18 protein-coding genes and 1 pseudogene are annotated in these 18,309 nt (G+C 72.0%); 11 read left to right on the forward strand and 8 right to left on the reverse strand.

The genetic code is table 11. The features are described 5' to 3' along the window. Nucleotides 1-22: 22 nt before the first annotated feature. The 6 genes from GA0070613_RS25210 to GA0070613_RS25235 form a co-directional block, all read right to left on the reverse strand. Nucleotides 23-508: a GNAT family N-acetyltransferase gene (locus GA0070613_RS25210; RefSeq protein ID WP_089016185.1), complete on the reverse strand. Its 486-nt coding sequence runs from the start codon at nucleotides 506-508 to the stop codon at nucleotides 23-25. Nucleotides 509-589: 81 nt separating this feature from the next. Then, complete coding sequence (locus GA0070613_RS25215; RefSeq protein ID WP_231929459.1) at nucleotides 590-2,641, reverse strand: hypothetical protein; 2,052 nt, start codon at nucleotides 2,639-2,641, stop codon at nucleotides 590-592. Nucleotides 2,642-2,926: 285 nt separating this feature from the next. Next, entirely contained in the window at nucleotides 2,927-3,310 is a 384-nt protein-coding gene (locus GA0070613_RS33110) for a hypothetical protein (protein ID WP_197698984.1), read from the reverse strand. 25 nt (nucleotides 3,311-3,335) lie between these two features. After that, a complete protein-coding gene (locus tag GA0070613_RS25225; RefSeq protein ID WP_089016186.1) occupies nucleotides 3,336-4,532 on the reverse strand; it encodes an epoxide hydrolase family protein in 1,197 nt (398 codons plus the stop codon). Nucleotides 4,533-4,700: 168 nt separating this feature from the next. Beyond that, on the reverse strand, nucleotides 4,701-5,651 hold the full coding sequence (locus tag GA0070613_RS25230) for an NADP-dependent oxidoreductase (RefSeq protein WP_197698985.1): 951 nt from the start codon (nucleotides 5,649-5,651) through the stop codon (nucleotides 4,701-4,703). A 205-nt stretch (nucleotides 5,652-5,856) separates the two neighbouring features. Next, entirely contained in the window at nucleotides 5,857-7,035 is a 1,179-nt protein-coding gene (locus GA0070613_RS25235) for a low temperature requirement protein A (protein WP_089014549.1), read from the reverse strand. A gap of 195 nt (nucleotides 7,036-7,230) precedes the next feature. Between GA0070613_RS25235 and GA0070613_RS25240 the strand changes: the two genes are divergently transcribed. From GA0070613_RS25240 to GA0070613_RS25260, 6 genes are all read left to right on the forward strand, one after another. Next, on the forward strand, nucleotides 7,231-7,824 hold the full coding sequence (locus tag GA0070613_RS25240) for an alpha/beta fold hydrolase (protein ID WP_197698986.1): 594 nt from the start codon (nucleotides 7,231-7,233) through the stop codon (nucleotides 7,822-7,824). Between the two features lie 25 nt (nucleotides 7,825-7,849). Next, nucleotides 7,850-7,987: a hypothetical protein gene (locus tag GA0070613_RS32385; protein ID WP_157746529.1), complete on the forward strand. Its 138-nt coding sequence runs from the start codon at nucleotides 7,850-7,852 to the stop codon at nucleotides 7,985-7,987. A 57-nt stretch (nucleotides 7,988-8,044) separates the two neighbouring features. Continuing rightward, entirely contained in the window at nucleotides 8,045-8,863 is an 819-nt protein-coding gene (locus GA0070613_RS25245; RefSeq protein WP_089014550.1) for a TIGR04222 domain-containing membrane protein, read from the forward strand. 84 nt (nucleotides 8,864-8,947) lie between these two features. Beyond that, the gene (locus GA0070613_RS25250) at nucleotides 8,948-9,238 is read left to right on the forward strand and encodes a hypothetical protein (protein ID WP_157746530.1); all 291 of its coding nucleotides are present in this window, start codon (nucleotides 8,948-8,950) and stop codon (nucleotides 9,236-9,238) included. Further along, on the forward strand, nucleotides 9,238-9,657 hold the full coding sequence (locus GA0070613_RS25255; protein ID WP_089014552.1) for a hypothetical protein: 420 nt from the start codon (nucleotides 9,238-9,240) through the stop codon (nucleotides 9,655-9,657). Before GA0070613_RS25250 ends, GA0070613_RS25255 begins: the two co-directional genes overlap by 1 nt. Nucleotides 9,658-9,737: 80 nt before the next feature. Further along, nucleotides 9,738-9,926, forward strand: coding sequence for a GNAT family N-acetyltransferase (locus GA0070613_RS25260; protein ID WP_089014553.1), 189 nt, complete (start codon nucleotides 9,738-9,740; stop codon nucleotides 9,924-9,926). 80 nt (nucleotides 9,927-10,006) lie between these two features. On the opposite strand, the gene GA0070613_RS25265 is transcribed toward GA0070613_RS25260, so the two are convergent. Continuing rightward, nucleotides 10,007-11,491 carry a vWA domain-containing protein gene (locus tag GA0070613_RS25265; RefSeq protein WP_089014554.1) on the reverse strand — a complete coding sequence of 495 codons (1,485 nt, stop codon included), beginning with the start codon at nucleotides 11,489-11,491 and terminating at the stop codon, nucleotides 10,007-10,009. A gap of 317 nt (nucleotides 11,492-11,808) precedes the next feature. On the opposite strand from GA0070613_RS25265, the gene GA0070613_RS25270 reads away from it, so the two are divergent. The 5 genes and pseudogenes from GA0070613_RS25270 to GA0070613_RS25295 all read left to right on the forward strand — a co-directional run. Next, nucleotides 11,809-13,269 carry a hypothetical protein gene (locus GA0070613_RS25270; RefSeq protein ID WP_231929461.1) on the forward strand — a complete coding sequence of 487 codons (1,461 nt, stop codon included), beginning with the start codon at nucleotides 11,809-11,811 and terminating at the stop codon, nucleotides 13,267-13,269. A gap of 295 nt (nucleotides 13,270-13,564) precedes the next feature. Next, a complete protein-coding gene (locus tag GA0070613_RS25280; RefSeq protein WP_089014557.1) occupies nucleotides 13,565-14,023 on the forward strand; it encodes an HNH endonuclease in 459 nt (152 codons plus the stop codon). Between the two features lie 392 nt (nucleotides 14,024-14,415). Then, entirely contained in the window at nucleotides 14,416-15,852 is a 1,437-nt protein-coding gene (locus GA0070613_RS25285) for an MFS transporter (protein WP_231929462.1), read from the forward strand. Between the two features lie 85 nt (nucleotides 15,853-15,937). After that, entirely contained in the window at nucleotides 15,938-16,513 is a 576-nt protein-coding gene (locus GA0070613_RS25290; RefSeq protein WP_089014559.1) for a TetR/AcrR family transcriptional regulator, read from the forward strand. A 534-nt stretch (nucleotides 16,514-17,047) separates the two neighbouring features. Further along, a pseudogene (locus GA0070613_RS25295) lies at nucleotides 17,048-17,452 on the forward strand (pyridoxal-phosphate dependent enzyme); the annotation flags it as partial. A 17-nt stretch (nucleotides 17,453-17,469) separates the two neighbouring features. On the opposite strand, the gene GA0070613_RS25300 reads toward GA0070613_RS25295, so the two are convergent. Continuing rightward, nucleotides 17,470-18,243 (reverse strand): SIR2 family NAD-dependent protein deacylase, encoded by a 774-nt coding sequence (locus GA0070613_RS25300; RefSeq protein ID WP_089014560.1) that lies wholly within the window; start codon nucleotides 18,241-18,243, stop codon nucleotides 17,470-17,472. Nucleotides 18,244-18,309 lie beyond the last annotated feature (66 nt).

An 18,309-nucleotide genomic window follows, 5' to 3' on the forward strand; every position in this document is an offset into this window, starting at 1 on the left:
CATCGTCGCCCACCGGCGCCGTTCACAGGGGACGGTGCATCACGTGCAGGCCCACCCGCCCCAGGGTGGGATGCGCGAAGGCCTCGGGCACCGTGCCGATCACCGTGAACCCGAGCTGCCGATACAGCCGCACCGCCGCCTCGTTGACCTCCACCACCGCGTTGAACTGCATCGCCGCGTACCCCTGCCGGCGGGCCCAGTCCAGCGCGTACTCGCACAGGGCCCGGCCGACGCCGCGGCCGCGGGCGGCGGCGGGCACCATGAAACTGGCGGTGGCGACGTGCGAACCGGGGCCGGGCTTGTTCGGCCCCATCTTGGCGGTGCCGAGGATCTTCCCGTCCTGCTCCGCCACCACCGTGTGGCCGGGCGTCCGCTCCACCCACACGTCGTGGCATATCTCGGCGGTCCAGCCTGGGTCGTACGGGAAGGTCTCCTGGGCGGTGATGACGTCCTGGACGATCGGCCAGACCTGCTCCCAGTCGGCCTCGATGAACTCTCGGATCCGCATCCGCGGCACGCTAGTCGGACGCCTGATCGCCGGCGATCCGGTTTCCGGTCGCGTGCCCGAACCGTGACCCCCGCCCGGGAGTCACGGGCGCTGCGCCCGATCTGCTCGCAGCCGGTCTGCCAGCTCGCGGACTGCCGCGGCGTAGCGATCGTCCGATTCATATGGTGTGTGCCCCCATATCGGCGGCGGGGTGCTGTCCCCAGGTGGTGCCAGCACGTCTTCGGGGTCGCGTAGGCGGCGGTCCACCAACACAGCGGGCGGAGGGCACGCGCGCGGGTCCCCGGGCCGCTGTGTGGAGAAGATCCAGCCGCCGATGGGGTCGGTGTTGCTCCACAGGTTCAGCCAGCGCCACCCGATCTGGTCGCCGATTTCGTGCAGCACCGGCCCGCCGAGGTACGCCGGGTAGAGCTGGGCGCAGAGTCGCTTGAGGGGGGAGGCATAGGTGAGCAGCGCGACTCGTCGCCGCACCTCTGGCGGCAGTCGCAGCACGGTTGCGGCCAAAATGACCGACCCCTGGCTGTGTCCGCTGAGCACCACCCCGTCGTAGCGTCGCGCCAGCTGGCAGATCCGATCCGTCAGCTCGGGCACCGCCCGCTCGGTATAGCAGGGCGGCGCGAACGGGTGGGCCGCGCGGGGCCAGAAGGTGCCGAGGTCCCACAGCACTCCGACGTAGCGGCGAAATCCTGCCGTCCGTGAGGCGAACAGCCCGCCCACCAGGAGCCCGACGACGACTGCGAGGATCAGATAGTTGCCGATGGCCATCACTACGCTCAGCACATTGCTGGGCACGCCGAGGAGGCTCCGCGCCAGCGGGTTGGGCTCCAAGCCCACAAGAGCCAGCACGCTGGCCGCGAGCCCGATCACGGTCAGGCACGCGTAGGTTATGGCCAGTGAGCCCAGCTGCTCGGTGAAGGATGCCCGGATGACCGCTCTCTCCACTCGCCGGACCTGGGCGTTCGCCTCCGGCGGGGGAGCCGGGTAATCCCGGGCCGCGATGGCTGCTGCGGTTCGCCGACGGTCCGTGCGGGTCGACAGGATGATGATGGCGCACGCCGTCACGGCGGCGATCGTGGTCAGGAAGAAGGCCAGGATCGCCCACCGGTATGCCGGCACCGGCACCGCCAGGTCCCTCGGCCGCAGCATGAGCGGCTGCCTGCTGAGCAGAGACGCCGCACGGTAGACCAGCTCGCCCGAAAGGGCCCCCGCCAGGCCCGTCGCGACTGCGGCGACGACGGCGGCGCCCAACCCGCGCAGAAGCGCCGGCCGGCGGTCCCGGCCGCCAGGACGCCACAGCACCAGTACGGCGAGCGCGACGAGCAGCGCCGTTTGGGTGACGAACACAATGGCGACGATGTCGTCGTACCCGGGCAGTCCGTTCGACCGCGGCCAGCGGACCGGTTCCACGGCGACGGACCCGAGCGTCGCGACCGTCAGGCCGCCGGCTACGGCGCGCAGCACCAGAGGCATCCGATCCGTGGTGCTGGCGATCGGAGCCGAGTCCAGTAGGCCCGGGACGCAGAGCAGCACCACACACGTGGCCAGCAGCGCTCCAGCGAGCGCGGACAGCACGACCACCGTCACGGAAGCCCCGGCGGCGGCGCGTGCGGCGAGCAGCACGACGTCCAGCGTGACGAAAGCAGCGGCGACGTGGATCGCGTGAAGACGTTTCGCCCTCGGCGAGACGTCCCACCGGTCCAGCGCCGTGAGGTGTTCACCCTGCGGCTTTGCGGTCGGCAGCCGGAAGGCTCCGTACGAGCGAGTCTGTCGTGCGTTGAGAAACCACACCAGTGCCACCGCGGCGAACGGCACCAGGGCCAGCAGCGCCAGGCGCAGACCGACCGGTCGGGCGCCCAGCCAGGACAGCCAGCCACGGCCGGCGAGACAGCGGGACGAGCCCATGCACTTCCATGCCAGGAGGTCGAGGGCGACCCCAGCCGCCGTCAGCGCGTAGACCAGTGTCAGCGTGAGCGCGACGAGCCGGCACAGCACCGTGACGCCGGACTGCAAGCCCCCTCCCGCCGGGCGCATCCAGAACGTCACGTTGCTCAGCATGAACGGCAGCAGAAACACCAGGGACAGCGTCCGCGCCGCGGTGCCCGAGGCCAGGTCGCTCCACTGGTACGCCTCCAGCACCGTCCCACCTGCACCCCTGGTGTGCCGGGATTGCGTTCGGGGGCGGTAGAAGCCGGCCCGGCGGTCACCGGCCACCTGGCGAACGTCCCGGCAGCCGAGCACCTGACCGGCCCCGGCGCCCGCCACCCCATGGACCCTCAGCTCCACGATTTCCCCTGACAACCGCCCTTGCCCGGATGACGGTGACTCTTCGCGCATCAGCCAGCGACCCTCCAACCGCGGCCAGCAGCCTGTGGTGAGCCGCGACCATGATCGCAGTGGTCGCTACCCGGCTGGCGCCGATGTCTACCCGCGCCGACGCCCAACAACCACCCGGGCCTGAGCCTGAACGTCGCCACCATGGCGGCCACCCACCCGCCAGAGTCGACCCTCCGAGAGCAGCCAGATGTCCCGCCGGGCCATGCTGCCCCAGCTCCCGTTCCACCAGCGACCACGTACCGCCACCAGACCGACCGGCTCGACGGCCAGCCGCCGGGCCGCGGCCTCCAGCGCCTGCGCCGACGCCCGATCGAGCCACTGCGCGTCGTCGACCACGCAGACCAGCGGGCGTTCCTCGGCCACCTCCGACAGCAGGCCGAGCACGGCCAGACCCACCAGGAACCGGTCGGGCGGCGGGCCGCCGGCGAGGCCGAACGCCGTCCGCAGGGCATCGTGCTGCGGCGCCGGCATGGTGTCACCGCGAACCGGAGGGGGCTCAGGATTTCTGCAGCGGCCGGAACGCGGCCCGCACCTCGGTCGCGAAGAGGTCGGGCTCCTCCCACGCGGCGAAGTGGCCACCGCTGTCGACCTCGTTGAAGTACGCGAGGTCGGGGTAGACCGTCTCGACCCAGCTACGCGGGGCAGCCCAGATCTCGCCGGGGAACGTCGTGAAGCCGACCGGGACCGAGACCGCCGGAGGAGCCTGGCCGGCCGCACTGGCCGCGGCCAGGAACCGTCCGAATTCCCAGTACCACCGGGCGGCCGAGGCGCCGGTGCCCGTCAGCCAGTACAGCGTGACGTTGTCGACGATGCTGTCCCGGGTAAGGCCGCCCACGGGCTCGCCGTCAACGAACGCGCGGGAGATCTTGTAGTAGCTGTCCGTGTCGTGGTCGAGCATCCAGGCCGCCAGCCCGACCGGCGAATCCAGCAGGGAGTAGCCGATCGTCTGCGGCCGGGTGGTCTGCTCCAGGAAGTAGCCGAAGCCGTCCGTCGTGAACGTGTTGAGCGCGTCGTGCGCCGCGCGTTCCTGCTCGGACTCGGCCGGCAGTTGGTCCTTGATACCGATCGCCCCGGCGAGCAAGTTGACGTGGATGCCGAGCAACCCTTCGGGTCCTTGGCGGCCCATCGCGTCCGTGACGGCGGCGCCCACGTCGCCGCCCTGGGCGACGTAGCGCGGGTAGCCGAGGCGGTTCATCAGCTCCGCCCACGCGCGTGCGATGCGGCCGTTCTCCCAGCCGAGTTCGGTCGGCTCGCCCGAGAAGCCGTAGCCAGGCAAGGACGGCAGCACCAGGTGGAAGGCGTCCTCGGCCCGTCCGCCGTGCGCGGTCGGGTCGGTGAGCGGGCCAATGACCCCGAGCAGCTCGGCGACCGAGCCCGGCCAGCCGTGCGTCATGATCAGCGGCAGGGCCTTCTCGTGCTGCGACCGCACGTGGATGAAGTGGATCTCGACGCCGTCGATGTCCGTCGTGTACTGCGGCAGGGCGTTCAGCTTCGCCTCGAACGCGCGCCAGTCGTGATCGGTCGTCCAGTAGCGGGCCAGCTCCTGGACCGTCGCCAGCTGCACGCCCTGGGAGCGATCGGTGACCAGCTCTCGGGTGGGCCAGCGCGTGGCCGCGATCCGGCGACGCATGTCGGCGATCGCTTCTTCCGGCGTGTCGAGCCGGAAGGGACGGATTTCGTCGTCGTTGGACATGTTCTCCACCTGCCAGGTCGGGTCGACCGGTGCCGGGGCGCCGGCGGGGCTGGCACGCGCCCAGTCTCGCACCGGCCCGGCGACCGGCGGACCGGAACGTGATTTCGCCCTTGGGTCCGGCCCCGCACTGCGACGTGGAGACCCGGCCGAACAGGGTGATGAACCGCGCTAGTCGGCGACGTGGATGACGATCTTCCCGCGGCGTTTGCCAGTCTCGAGCGCCTCGTAACCTGAGCGTGTCTCAGTGAGGGGCAGCACGCGGTCCAGCACCGGCCTCAACCGGCCGTTGTCGACGAGTTCGGCGATGGAACGCAACGCGTTCTGGTCGGGCTCGACGATGAAGTACACCCCGCGGGCGTCGTGCCGGGCTGCCTCCTGCTGGTCGGGAGGCGCGGAGAGGGTGACCAGAATGCCGCCCGGCTTCAGAACCGACCAGGACCGCGACTGCGTCGCTCCCCCGACAAGATCAACGACGACATCCACGTCGCTGACGTGATCCTCGAAGCGGTCGTGCGCATAGTCGATGGCCTGCTCGGCACCCAGACCCTTGACGAATTCCAGGTCGGCCGCCGCCGCCGTGGCGCTCACGCGAGCACCGAGACCGGCCGCGAGCTGCACCACGTAGCTCCCCACGCCGCCGGCGCCGCCCTGCACCAACACGTGCTGGCCGGCCTGCAGGTCGGCGTGGTCCACCAGTGCCTGCCAGGCGCTCAGCGCAGCCAGTGGGAGCGCTGCGGCGTGGTCATGGTCAACGGTGGCGGGTTTGCCCGCCACGACGGCCGCGGGCAGGGCGACGTACTCGGCGGCCGCGCCATCGCGGGTGAAGGGGATCAACCCGTAGACGGCCTCCCCTTCGGTGGGGCTCTCCACCCCCGCCCCGGACGCCGCGACGACTCCGGAGAACTCGTGCGACGGGATGATCGGGGTGCGGTCGGGTCCTGTCCCGTCCGAGCTGTGCGTCCAGGTTGCCGGCCAGGTGAGCTCGTGGGGGGTCATGGAAGCAGCCTTCACGGCCACCAACACGTCACCAGGCCCCGGCTCGGGCCGCGGCGCCTGCTCGTACACGAGCTGTTCCGGGCCGCCCCTGGTGTGCGCTCTCACGGCGTACATCGTGCTCATCCGACGACGTCTCCTTCCCGACCGCATCCAGGTCAGCCCCGCGCGGCGCCCCAGGCAGAGCTGGATCCCAGGTTGACTCCCGCATTATCTGGGCGTTGAGCAGCCGTCTGCCGGACTTCCGCAATCCCCTGCCCGTCGGGCGCAGAAGGCGCGATGGATCAAGGCCCTCCGCATGAACAAACAGTCTCAAGGGTGACACTTCCGGCTAGCGGGGTGGTGACGGCATCTCGGGTGGGCGCCCGCGGGCGCGGGTCGTGTCGGCGACCGCGATTGCGGTGAGGACTGCGGTTGTGGCGAGGGCGGCCATCAGCGGCGGTACGAGGAGCATCACCGGGGCTATGGCGGCCAGCACGAGCAGTCCGATCGGCCGATCCCGGGACACCCGGCCGAACACGGCGTACTCGAAGTGGGCACGTCCGGCCAGGAACAGCGCGGGTCCACCGAGGATGACGGCGATCCAGCCCGGTGGGGTGTGTCCGAGTGGATGGGTGATGACGAGTTCGTCGCCGACGGCGGTGACGACGACGCCGGCCACCATGACTATGTGAGAGTACTTCGCCAAGAGGGTAGGGCGGAACGGCTCGGGGGATGCTTCGATGGCCGCGGCCAGTAGCTCGCCGGCCCGGTAGATGTAGATCCGCCAGATCAGCACGGTGGTGGCGACCGACACCAGGAACGCCGCGGTCCGGTCAGCCGCGAAGCCGCTGCGGTTGATGGTCAAGGTAGTGACCAGGATCAACTCGCCGAGCGCGATGATGAAGAACTGGCGGTAGCGCTCGGCCAGGTGCTCGGCCACGACAGACCACTCCGACCTGGGCGGGCGGCCCAGCCCCGGCGTGGGCCAGCCGAGCGCGAATCCCGCGTAGTCCACGGCCACCGCCAGCGCCCACAGCACCCCGCGCGCCGTGCCGTGCACCATGGCCCCCGCGATCCATGGCACCGCGGACACACCGAACCAGAACAGCGACCGTACGATTCTGCGCTTCAGTTCGCGGCCCTGCAGGGCGAGCACGAGGAAGAGGCCGCGGCCGAGCTGGATGGCGACGTAAACGCCTGCGAAGATCAGGCCTCCCTCGGCAAACGCCTCGGGCGCCGCGACAGCCAGCACCAGAGTGCCGACCAAGGTCGCGATGACCACCAGCTGTATCGCTGGCCGCTGCGGGTCGTACCGGTCGGTTACCGCCGCCGTGATGAACCAGACCCACCACATGGCCAGCAGCAGCACCAGCGTCTGGAAGGCGCCGCGCCAGCTGAGATCATCGACCAGCCCCTGCGAGAGCTGGGCGAACACGACGACGAACGCCAGGTCGAAGAACAGTTCCAGGAACGTCGCCCGCTGTGGCTCCTCCGGTCTCCGCAGGAGCTCGCCCGCCTCACTCGCCATCCGCTCGCCCGTTCTGTCGGCTCTGCGCCAGCATTAAGGAAGTCGTACCACGCCCTTGCGCCCACGGATGGCGACAAGAGCGAGGCGCCAAGTGACGACCGCCAGCCAGGCAGGTGCTGGTCCATGCTGCCCGCGTCGCCGGCCTCGGGGACACGGGCGACACCTGGGACGCCCCGTCCGGGGGCGGGTGTCGCCGTGGGCGTCGACCCTGTCGTACGACCGGGCGGGAGTCGGCCGGAGCCCGGCCATGACCGGCGTGCGGACCTGCGCGGACCGGGCCGACGAGCTGGCCGGGCTGCTCGCGGAACTGGCCCCTGGCTGCTGGTCAGGCACTCCTTCGGCGGCCTGATCGCGCGGCTGCTCACCTGCCGGCACCCGCACGACATCGCCGGGCTGGTGCTGGTGGACGCCGTGGTCGAGCACCGGGAGACGGCGTACGAGGCGGTGCTCCCCGCCCACCTGCACGCCGCCAACCGCGCCTACCTGACCGACCCGGCGCGCAACGCCGAACGGATCGACAAGCCCACCAGCTACCGGCAGGTCGCCGCGCGTCCGCTCCCCGACGGGGTGCTGCTCAGCGTCATCACCCGGGGCAGGCCGGACGCGGCCGGGCCGGACTGGCCGACGCCGGACATCCTGCGGGTGGGTCAGCGGATGCAACACGACCTCGCCCGCCGCCACGGTGCCCGGCACCGGATCGCCGCCCGCAGCCGCCACGGCGTCCACCACGAGGAGCCTGAGATCGTGGTGGCGGAGATCATGACGATGTTGAAGGGGACCCGGGGCTGAGCGACACGAGGACCAGGCCACTGTCGTGGACGCGCTGATCGAGGACGGGCTGCTGCCGAACCTTGAGATCGCCAACACCAAGAACTTCCTGCGCAGCCTGCACTTCCGACGCTCCCGCACCGGGCCGCTCGGCAGGCGATCGGCGCAGCCAAGGCCAGGGTGAACAGGTTCAGGTCACACTGACGTGGTCTCGGGCCGGCGGCGACCCATACTTGTCGCCATGCTCTGGGGCGTCAGCGGTCCACTCTTCCTCCTCGACTACCTGGCGGCGGTCGCCGGTGCGCTGGTCGTCGCGCTGGCGATCAGGTCGCTGACCGGCTGGCGTACCCGGGGTGAACCGCCGAGCACCGTTGAGCTGGCGTACCTCAACGACCGGGCCGGCCTGGCCTGCCAGGTCGGCCTGGCGGCGCTGCACCGGGTCGGCGCGGTACGCCGCGGTGAGCTGTCGACCCTGTCGGTCGACGGGCCGCCGCCGCCCGGCTCGGCCCCGCTGGTCCGGGCCCTGCACGCCGCGCTGCGCCGGCCGCAGACCTGGGCGGCCGCGCTCGCCGACCCCGCGGTGGCCCGGGCCCTGCGGCGGATGGTCGGCCGGCTGGTCCGCGACGGCTGGCTGCTCACCCCGGCGCAGCGCCGCCGGATGGCCGTCGGCACGCTGCCGCTGTTCGGCGTGGCCGCCGTCGGGGTGACCCGGCTGGTCGACAGCGCGGTCGAGGGGCGTACCGCCGGCGGGCCCGCGTCCGTTGCCGGCCTCCTGCTGTGCTGCCTGGCCACCGCACTGGCCGGCTGGTGGCTGTGCGAGGTGCCGGAGATCGGGGTGGTCGCCCGCCGGCTGCTGCGCCGGCAGCGCCGCGCGCACGCCGAGCTGGCGCCGGAGCGCCGGCCGGCGTGGAGCGAGCGCGGCACGGACGAGCTGCTGACGGCGATGGCGCTGTTCGGACCGCGCCCGCTGCTGGCGGTCGACCCCCGGCTCGCCGAGCTGGTCGGCGTCGACGCCGACCGCACCCGTCCGGCCGCCCAGGCCCCAGCCGGGCGCCGCTGATCGAGGGCCGACCGCCCGCGGTTCGGGCAGCGGGCGGTCGTGTCGGCGTAGGTTGAGGCGCGCGCCGGGCAGTATGATCCGAGTATGACGAAGCGTGTGACCGTGAGCCTGCCCGATGACGTGGCGGCGTACCTCGACGGTGAGGAGAACGCTTCGGCGGCCGTCACCGACGCGCTGCGTGCCCGCATGGACCGCGCCGCCGCCACCGCCGCCATGCTGCGGGCGGTCGGCATCGACGTGACCGAGGTCGGCCGCGAACGGGTGCGTGGCACGCTGCCCCGCCCGACCGCCGAGCAGCGGGCGGAGAACGCCCGGCGCCGGGACATGCTCCGGGCCGGGACCTGGCCCGCTGACGGCTCCGTCACCGCCGCCTGATGCGCGACGACGACATCGAGATCCGGGCCGTCCTGGACAGCTCCGCGATACTGTCCTACTCCCGGGCGCACGTCCACGTCGGTGAGCTGCTGGTCGACATCGCCGACGAGGGCGCATACGTGGGGCTGCCGACGGTGGCGCTGCTGGACGCGTACGCGCAGATTAGGACCGACCAGCCGGCCAGTGCCCGGCTGGGAGTGCTGGCCACCCTGCCCGGCGTCGCGGTGCTCCCCCTGACGGCCGCCGACGCCGCGGCGGTCGCCGCCACGGTCCGCCTGGTCAAGGGTGACCTCGCCCGCGCGCACTGCGTCTGGGCCGCGCTCGCGCACGACGCCTACTATTTGACCAGTGAGCCGCACCTGGTCCCGGCGGTCATCGCCCCCGAGTTGGTGCACTACATCCCGCTTGACGACGCGTGACCAGAGGCTGATCACGTGGTCGGGTGGCGGGTGGTGACGGCACCCGGGAGCCGGTGACTGCCGCGGCCTGAAGTCGGCCCGTGCCCCTGCTCGCCGAACCCGCCTCGTACCGGGTAGCGCAGCGCGCCGGCTTCGCCGCGGAAGGCACGAAGGGCGGCGAGGGCCACCACGCGGACGGTTGGCACGACATGCACCTGCATGCCCACCTCGACAGCGACGCCGCGACTGAGGCGATCAAGGCGGTCGACGTGACCGCGCCCGCCGGGTGACCGGTCAACCGGCGGGCGGCTCCCGGCCGCGCTGCCGCACTCCGCGCCGAAGGTCATCGCGAAGCGAGCAGGCCGGGGAATCAGCGGAGTTGGCCGGCCGCGTGGATCACGCTCGCGAGGTCCTGCACCTCCGCGTCGTCGGTGGCGGCGGCCGCCCGCTCCGCGATCGCCGCCAGATCGTCCAGGCGCACCTCCCGGCCGTCCGGGCCACCCTGCAGCGCCTGGGCAAAGTAGCCAGCCGCGTAGCAGGTCCGCAACCGCGGGGACGCCTCCCCGAACTTCCGGTTCACGCCGGCGACCGTCACCGACTCGTACGTCTCGGCGGCCTCACGCTTCGTCGGATCGGTCCAGTGCACCTGCACGCGGGCGATCCGGGCCGACGGGGGCGCCCCGTCGGCGAGTCGGACGGCATAGAGCGCCGTGACGCTGTGCCCCGGTCCGACCTCGCCGCCGTCGACGCGGTCGTCGCGGAAGTCCTCATCGTTGAGTGCCCGGTTGTCGTACCCGATCAGGCGGTAGGACCGCACGGATGTCGGTTCGAAGCTCACCTGCACCTTGGCGTCGAGCGCCCGGACACTCAGCGTCGCGGGCAACTGTCGTACGAACACCTTCCGGGCCTGGGCACGCTCGCCGACGTACACCACGAAGCCGTCGCCCCGATCGGCCAGTTGCTCCATCAACTCGTCGCCGTACTCGCTGCCGACCCCCACGCCGAGCAGGGCGATCTCCTTCTCCGCCTCGTCGCGCACCCGGCGCAGGATCGGCTCCGCGTCGGTCCTGCCGGCGTTGGCGAGCCCGTCGGAGAGCACGATCACGCGGTTCGTCCGGCCGGGGCGGAACCCCTCGCGGGCCACCCGGTAGCCGAGCACCAGGCCGGCTTCGAGGTTCGTGCTGTCCCGCGTACGAAGGGAATCGATGGCGTCGTGCAGCTGGTCGGCGTCGGAGATGCGGGTCATCTCCCGAACCACCCGGGCCTCGCCGCTGAACTCGACGACGGCGATGGAGTCGGTCGGGCGCAACTGGTCCACGAGCGTGTGCAGCGCGTCCTGCACGAGGTCGAGCCGTCCGGGCTCGCCCATCGATCCGGAGACATCGACGACGAAGGTGAGGGCTGCGTCCGGACGGCTCTCCTCGTCCTCCGACCGGGTCTGCAATCCGACCCGCATCAACCGGACCTCCCCGGACACCTCGTGGGTGTCGGGAAGGCGGGCGCCGTCAACGTGTACGGCGAACCCGTCGCCGGCCGGCTCGGCGTAGTCCTGCCGGAAGGAGTTCACGAACTCCTCGGGCCGCACCGCGGTCCGCTCGGGCAACCGTCCGTCCATGATGAGCCGGCGGGCGTAGCCGTACGACGCCGTGTCGACGTCGACGCCGAAGGTGGAGCGCGGGTCGTCCTCCGTTGCGGTCTCGTCACCACCGGACCACGGCGTGCCGTCGTGGTGCCGGACGGATCCCGGGGCCGCGCCGCTCTGCCGTGCGTCCTGCCCTCCGGCAGTGCAAGCCGTGATCGTCATCGTGATCGCCAGCACTGCGAGCAGCAGCGGCGACCGTCGCATGTGGGCCATCGGATCCTCCCGGGCGGGCTGGGGGCAGGCGACCCGGCCACAGCGTGCCGGATCTGTTCCGGTCATTGACGCAGACCAGCAGCGAGGCGGATCCCGTCGTGGCCGAGCCGATACGCAAGCGTGAACGTCGTAACCGCTTCGTGCGCAAGACGTGACCTGAGCCAGCCAGCCGGCGACGGGCCGGAATGGTCTGCTCCGGACGCCGCGCAAGGGCGATCGGTCTCGATGGAGAGGGTGCCCGATCGAGCCACCCTGCTCCGGATGCGGCAGAGTGGCATTCGTGGCCGGGAACGGCCGGGATGAGGAGGGCAGTGGCCGTGGAACGGACGACTGGGGTGGTGTTTCCCGCGGCCGACGGCACGCGCAGCACGAGCGCGCTCGGCCGCGCGGTCGTCGCCGACGCCCTGCGCGCCGTCGACCCGGTCGGCGCGCGCTCGGCCGAGCACGAGACGAACTGGCGGCACGGCTATCTCGGGCATTTCCGCCGCCTGGTCGAGGCGGGACTGCTATCCCGGGAGGCGGCGGTGACCGTCGCCCGCGACGGGCTCGCCTCCCTGCACGCCCGGATGCGGGTGGTCCCGGACGACGGCCCGGAGGCCGCGCTGGAAGAGGTCTTCAGCACCTCCACCGGGCAGCCGTTGCGCACGGCCACCGTCGCCGGCACGGGCGAGGTGGAGCGGGAGTTGTCCCTGCCGTACCGGGGGCAGCGGCTGCGCGGCGACGACCTGCGCCGCCGGCTCGACGCCTGGGTCACCGCCGGCGTCGTCGAACCGTCCTGCGCCGAGGCGGTACGCGCGGTCATGGACAACCCGGACTGGCTCGACCTGCGCGACCAACGCATCGTGGTGCTCGGGGCGGGCGCGGAGATGGGCCCGCTGCCGTCGGTGCTGCGCTGGGGTGGTGACGTCGTCGCGGTGGACCTGCCGCGTCCGGAGATCTGGCGGCGGCTGCTGCGCACCGCTCACCGGTATGCCGGACGCCTGCACCTGCCGGTCCGACCCGGCACCGCCGACGACGACGAGGCCCTCGCCGCCGGCGCCGGCGCGGACCTGCTGCACCGCCTCCCCCAAGCCGCCGAGTGGCTGCTCGGGCTCGACGGCCGGCTCGTCCTCGGCAACTACGTCTACGCCGACGGGGCGACCAACGTGCGGGTCGCCATGGCCGTCGACGCGCTCACCCGGCGCCTCCAGCAGCACCGCGACGACGTGGCGCTGGCGTTCCTCGCCACCCCCACCGACGTGTTCGCCGTCCCCACCGAGGCGGTCCGCCACGCCGAACGGGGCTACGCCGCCCGCGGCGTCGCCCGCCGGTCCCTGCGGCTGCTCTCCGGCGGTCGGCTGCTGCACCGCAACTACCCGCCGGGCGCCGACCCCGGGATCAACGACAGCCTGGTGCCGCAGCAGGGCCCGAACTACGCCTTGGCGAAGCGGTTGCAGCGGTGGCGGGCGACGGTGGCGCGGGACGCCGGGACGAGCGTGTCGTTCAAGGTGGCACCGCCGACGCGTACCCGGTCGGTGCTGCGCAACCGGGCGCTCGCCGCCGCGTACGCGGGCGCGCACCGGTTCGGCATCGAGGTGTTCGAACCCGCCACCAGCAACACCCTGATGGCCGCGCTGCTGGTGCACGACCTGCGCACCGGCGGCGGTCCGGCCCACGCGCACCCGTGGCAGGACGAGGCGTACGCCGCGGCGCACGGCGGGCTGTGGCGGGTGCCGTACGCCCCGCGCAGCGCCCTCGGCCTCGCGGTCCTGCTCGGTCTCGGCGGCGCGCGGGCCTGAACCGGCAGCCGCCTACCGGTCCAGCACGTTTACGGCGAGCTCCCGCACCACCGACTCGTCGACGTCCACGCCGAGCCCGGGACGACCTCGCGCCGAGCCTCACGACGCTACGGCTGCCGATGACCGACATGGGCCGGATGGCGCTCACCCTCGCACTCAAGCCCCGCGCGACGCGCCCCCGCCGTCGTCCCACCGGCCACACCCTGGTCGTACGCGACTCGACCGGCCCCGCTCCGCCAACGTCCCGTCAGCAGGTGAACGCGGTGGCGGGAGTCGGGCCGCATACAGTGACGCGATGCTGTCCAGGGTGAAGGGGCTGTCCCGACACTTCACCGAGGAGAGCCTGCGCTCCTACCTGCTCGACCGCTCGGCACGCCGCGCCGACGGCTGCCTGATCGTGCGCGGGTACGGCTCGCGGCGCGACGTCCACCAGAAGGTCGCCGGACGGGCGTGGGCGCACATCGCAGCCTTTGCGGTGTTCATCGGCGGCTACGACCCCGACCTGGACGTCGACCAGCGCTGCGGCGTGCCGGACTGCATCGAGCCCAGCCACCTGCGGCAGGTGAGCCGGGCGGAGAACTGCCGCGACCGACGGCGCAACGACAAGTGCCGCAATGGGCACGACCGGGAGATCGACGAGGCAACCGGGAAGTATCGCCGGGTGTGCCGCGCCTGTAACCGCGAGGCGCAGCGGCGGTGGCGCGACCGGCAGTCCGCCGAGGTGGCTCGGGCGCGGGCCACGTTCGGCCGCTAGCGATCAGGACCAGGTTTGACCCGAAGTGTTGAGTGACACGAAAGTGTCAGTGGAAACGACATGGTGTGTCAGTACTTTGATCCTCGGTCACGCATGGTGAGCCCAGCGTCGTCTGCCGCTGCGACGTCTACGCACTGGATGCAGATGGTTCGGACACGGCCGCGGCACAGGCCCGGCGGCCCGGAGGGTGACCTTGACCACCGCCGGCCGCCCGCCGCCCACTCGGCGCCTACCGTAGTCATCAGTAGATGACATCGGTTGATGACTTATGCGTCGGACGCGGGTGGCCATACCCGGCGGTGAGGAGCAGGGCGGGCATGACGGCGGTACGGGAGGAGCTGCCCACGTCTCAGGGGCGCTCGACACGCGGGCTGGTACCCACACTGATCTTCATGGGCATCGTGGTCGCGGTGGTGAGCAGCCTCGGTGCGCCGCTCATCCCGAAGATCGCCACGGCCGACGGCGTCTCGGTGACCGACGCCCAGTGGGCTCTGACGATCACGCTGCTGGTCGGCGCGGTCGCGACGCCCATCATGGGCCGGCTCGGCGACGGCCCGGCGCGGCGCACGGTGATGCTCGCGGGGCTGGTACTGGTCACGGCGGGTAGCGCGCTGGCCGCGCTGCCGACCGGGTTCGCCACCCTGCTCGTCGGCCGGGGGTTGCAGGGCGCCGGTCTGGGCCTCACACCGCTGACGATCGCGACGGCCCGGGACTCGCTGCCGCCGCACCGGGCGCGACCAACCATGGCCATGCTCTCCATCACCACGGTGGCCGGGGTCGGCCTCGGGTACCCGGTCACCGGACTGATCGCCGAGTACGGCGGGCTGCACCTGGCGTACTGGTTCGGGGCGCTGGTCAGCCTGGTGGCGCTGCTCACCGCGGGGTGGATCGTGCCGTCCTCGTGTCACCTGCCCAGAGCCAGGCTCGACGTACCCGGTGCGGTGCTCCTCGGTGCCGGACTGGCGGCCCTGATCCTGTGGATCAGCGAGGGCGACGCCTGGGGCTGGTTCTCGCCGCGCTCGGTGGTGGCGATCGTCGTCGCGGTCGTGGCGACGGCGGCCTGGGCCGGGTACGAGGTGCGCCACCAGCGGCCGCTGGTGGATTTGCGGCTGCTGCGCCATCGCGGGGTACTGGCGGCGGACGTCACCGCGGTGCTCGCCGGGCTCGGCATGTACCTGCTGATCTCCCTTGTGGTGCAGTTCGTGCAGACCCCTGTCGGTACGGCCGGTGGGCTCGGCGGCTCGGTCGTCGTCGCCGGTCTCGTGCTGCTCCCGTTCTCCGCCGGCAGCTTCGCGGCGAGCCGGATCACGCCGGCGCTGGTATCCCGCGGTGGCGGGCGGCTGCTGATCCCGGCCGCGTCCGCGCTCGCGCTCGCGGGCACGATGCTGTTCGGGCTCCTCCGGCACAACATCGGGGAACTGGTGGTCGTGATGGCCGTGGTCGGGCTGGCGGTGGGTACGGTGTTCGCGGTCATGCCCGGCATGATCACTCGGGCCGTACCGGCTCAGGAGACCGGCAGCGCGATGAGCTTCAACCAGGTGCTGCGCTACGTCGGGTACTCCACCGGCAGCGCGCTGAGCGCCGCGATGCTGGCCGCGCACACCGCGGACGGGCACCGGTACCCGTCCGCCTCCGGCTACACCGTCGCCGCCTTCCTCGGGGTGGCCCTGTGGCTGATGAGTCTGGCCGCCGGCGTACTGCTCCCCACCCGGCACCGCCAGCCGGCGGGTCAGACGGTGGACGAGCAGCTCCTCGCGGACGAGCGCATCGCCGACGCGCTCCCCGACGACGAAAGGAACGCCGACCGGACCGCCGCGCTGCCAAGATGACCCCCATGCGCGATCGCAGCGAGCGAATCAATGAGCTGAGCGCGCCGGTGCCTCATGACGAAGCCGAGCGCGGCGAGGAGTCGGCATGAGTGACTCGCGCGGCGGCGCGGCCTCCACGCGGCGGCGCCGGGACGCGGACAGCACCCGGGCCGCGCTACTGAAGGCCGGAGCCGAACTGTTCGCCGAGCGGGGCTACGACCACGCCACCATCAGGGACATCGGAGAGCGGGCCGGCGTGGACGCCGCCATGATCGCCCGCTACTTCGGCGGCAAGGCGCAGCTGTACATCGCCGTGCTGCGCGAGGAGATGGGCGACGACATCCCCGTGGACATCCTCGACCCGGCCCGCATGCGGCACCTCGTAGACCGTGCCATCCGCCGTGGACCCAGCCCGATCTACCGGGTCACAATCCGGCCGCACGACGATCCGCGGGCGCAGGCCGCGTCGCGGGCGGAGCTGCACAGGCGGATCGTCGGCCCGCTGGTCGCCCGGCTGGCCGCCGATGGGGTGGACCGGCCGCAGGAGAAGGCGGAGGTACTCACCGCCGCGTTCATCGGCGTCCTCACCGCCCGGGCCTCTGGCGCATTCGACCGGCTGCCGGACCTCGACGCCGACGATCTGACCTCACTGCTGCTGGAGCTGCTGCCACCGCGGCACTGACGCCCAACCGGTGACACCTCAGTCATGGCCCGGCAGCCCCACCCATCGACTGGGTCCTGCCCTCCGCCACTGTCTCCATCGTCATTTGCGCTCTCGCAATGATGATTTCTCGCTCCTGGCGGTGGAATCCGGTGATGGCGCTCGCGGCTCTTGCCGTGACAGCAGGGTGCTGGGGACTGCTCGAGGGGGTGTATGAGGGCGAGTGCTGCATGTCCATCCCGGCCAGCGACGCCGCGCCTGCAATCTCGGCGCTGGTTGTTGCTGACGCTGGCCACACCGAATGCGGCCAGGACGGCGCACTCTGCGATCGGGTGGTCGCCATCAGGACAACCCTCAAGACGGCCGAAGTGCGGGAGGTGTTGCGGTCTCATGGATGCCGATGCCACTGGTCGGGCCCGATGCACCATCTTGATTCCTTACGCCCAAGAACTGTCATTATGGTGTAGTCGCGCTATGGACGTTTTGTCCGTTCTCATTGAGGTGTTGTTGTTACCGGTAATCCGGTAACAAGCTTCCTGCCGCCCCGGGGGCGGTGGTTTTCGTCGTTACGGCGTCGCTCATGCGCGTCGCTGGGCGGCCATCGGCCAGCGCACCACGGTCGCGGTAGAGCCGCGCCGCTGCCGGTCTCTGGCCGACGCGCTGGCTGCCGGCCGACCGGTCGACACTCGGGTGCGCTCGGTCGCCGCCTCGGCACTCGACGCAGCCCGGGTCGGCGACCTGCCGTTCGCGTTACTCCAGCGCCACCCCGTGCGGTCGGTGCTGGTCAGCGACGCCGAGCTACTGGCCGCCCATGACCTGCTGTGGGAACAGTTCCGAGTGGCGGCCGAACCCGCCGTGGCGGTTCCGTTCGCGGCCTGGCTGGCCGGCCGAGTCCCCGGGCAGCTCCCCTGCGTGGTCATCTGCGGCGCGAACACCGACTGGTCCCCGGACCGCCCCTGACCACATGATTCTCCCGGCTACGGGATCGGCGCGGGGCTCCGGTTGGCGCCCAGGGCGGCGACGATGCGGGGCAGGACCTCGCCGATCGGCTCCCGCAGCACCTCGTCGGCGAGGTGGTCGTACGGCGTCTGGTCCCGGTTGACGATCACGAGGCGGGCGCCGGCGTCGACCGCCACCGCGCAGAGCGACGCGGCGGGTTCCACCAGCAGGGAGCTGCCCACGGCGAGCAGGAGCTGCGACGCGGCGGCGATCTGCCGCGCCTGGGACAGCACGCGGTCGTCCAGGTACTCGCCGAAGAGCACCACGGCGAGCTTCAGGACCGCGCCGCAGTCGTGACACCTCGGATCGGTCTCCCCCGCGCGGACCCGGGTCAGCGTCCGCGCGGTCGGCGTCCGGGCACCGCATCCCGTGCACTGCACCTCGTGGATCGTGCCGTGCAGCTCGAGAACCCTGCGGGCTGCCAGGCCGGCGCGCTGGTGCAGACCGTCGACGTTCTGCGTGAGGACCCGGACCGCCGCACCGGACCGCTCCAGCTCGACCACGGCACGGTGGGCGGCGTTCGGCACGGCGTGCCAGGCGGGGTGATCGGCGTAGGTGCGCCAGAACCGGGCACGTGCCGCCGGATCGGCCATGAACCGGTCGTAGGTGAAGGCTTCCGCCGCGGCGGGGTCGCGAGTCCACACCCCGTTCGGGCCCCGGTAGTCCGGCACGCCCGAGTCGGTGGAGATCCCCGCCCCGGTCAGCATCGCCACCCGGGTGACGCCGCGCGTCCACCCCGCCGTCGCATCCATGGCCGTGATCCTAGGAAGCCGGACGTCCGTACCACCAACGCTTTTCCCCGCTCGCGCCCCGGTGGC

The organism is Micromonospora inositola (assembly GCF_900090285.1).
Lineage (GTDB): Bacteria > Actinomycetota > Actinomycetes > Mycobacteriales > Micromonosporaceae > Micromonospora > Micromonospora inositola.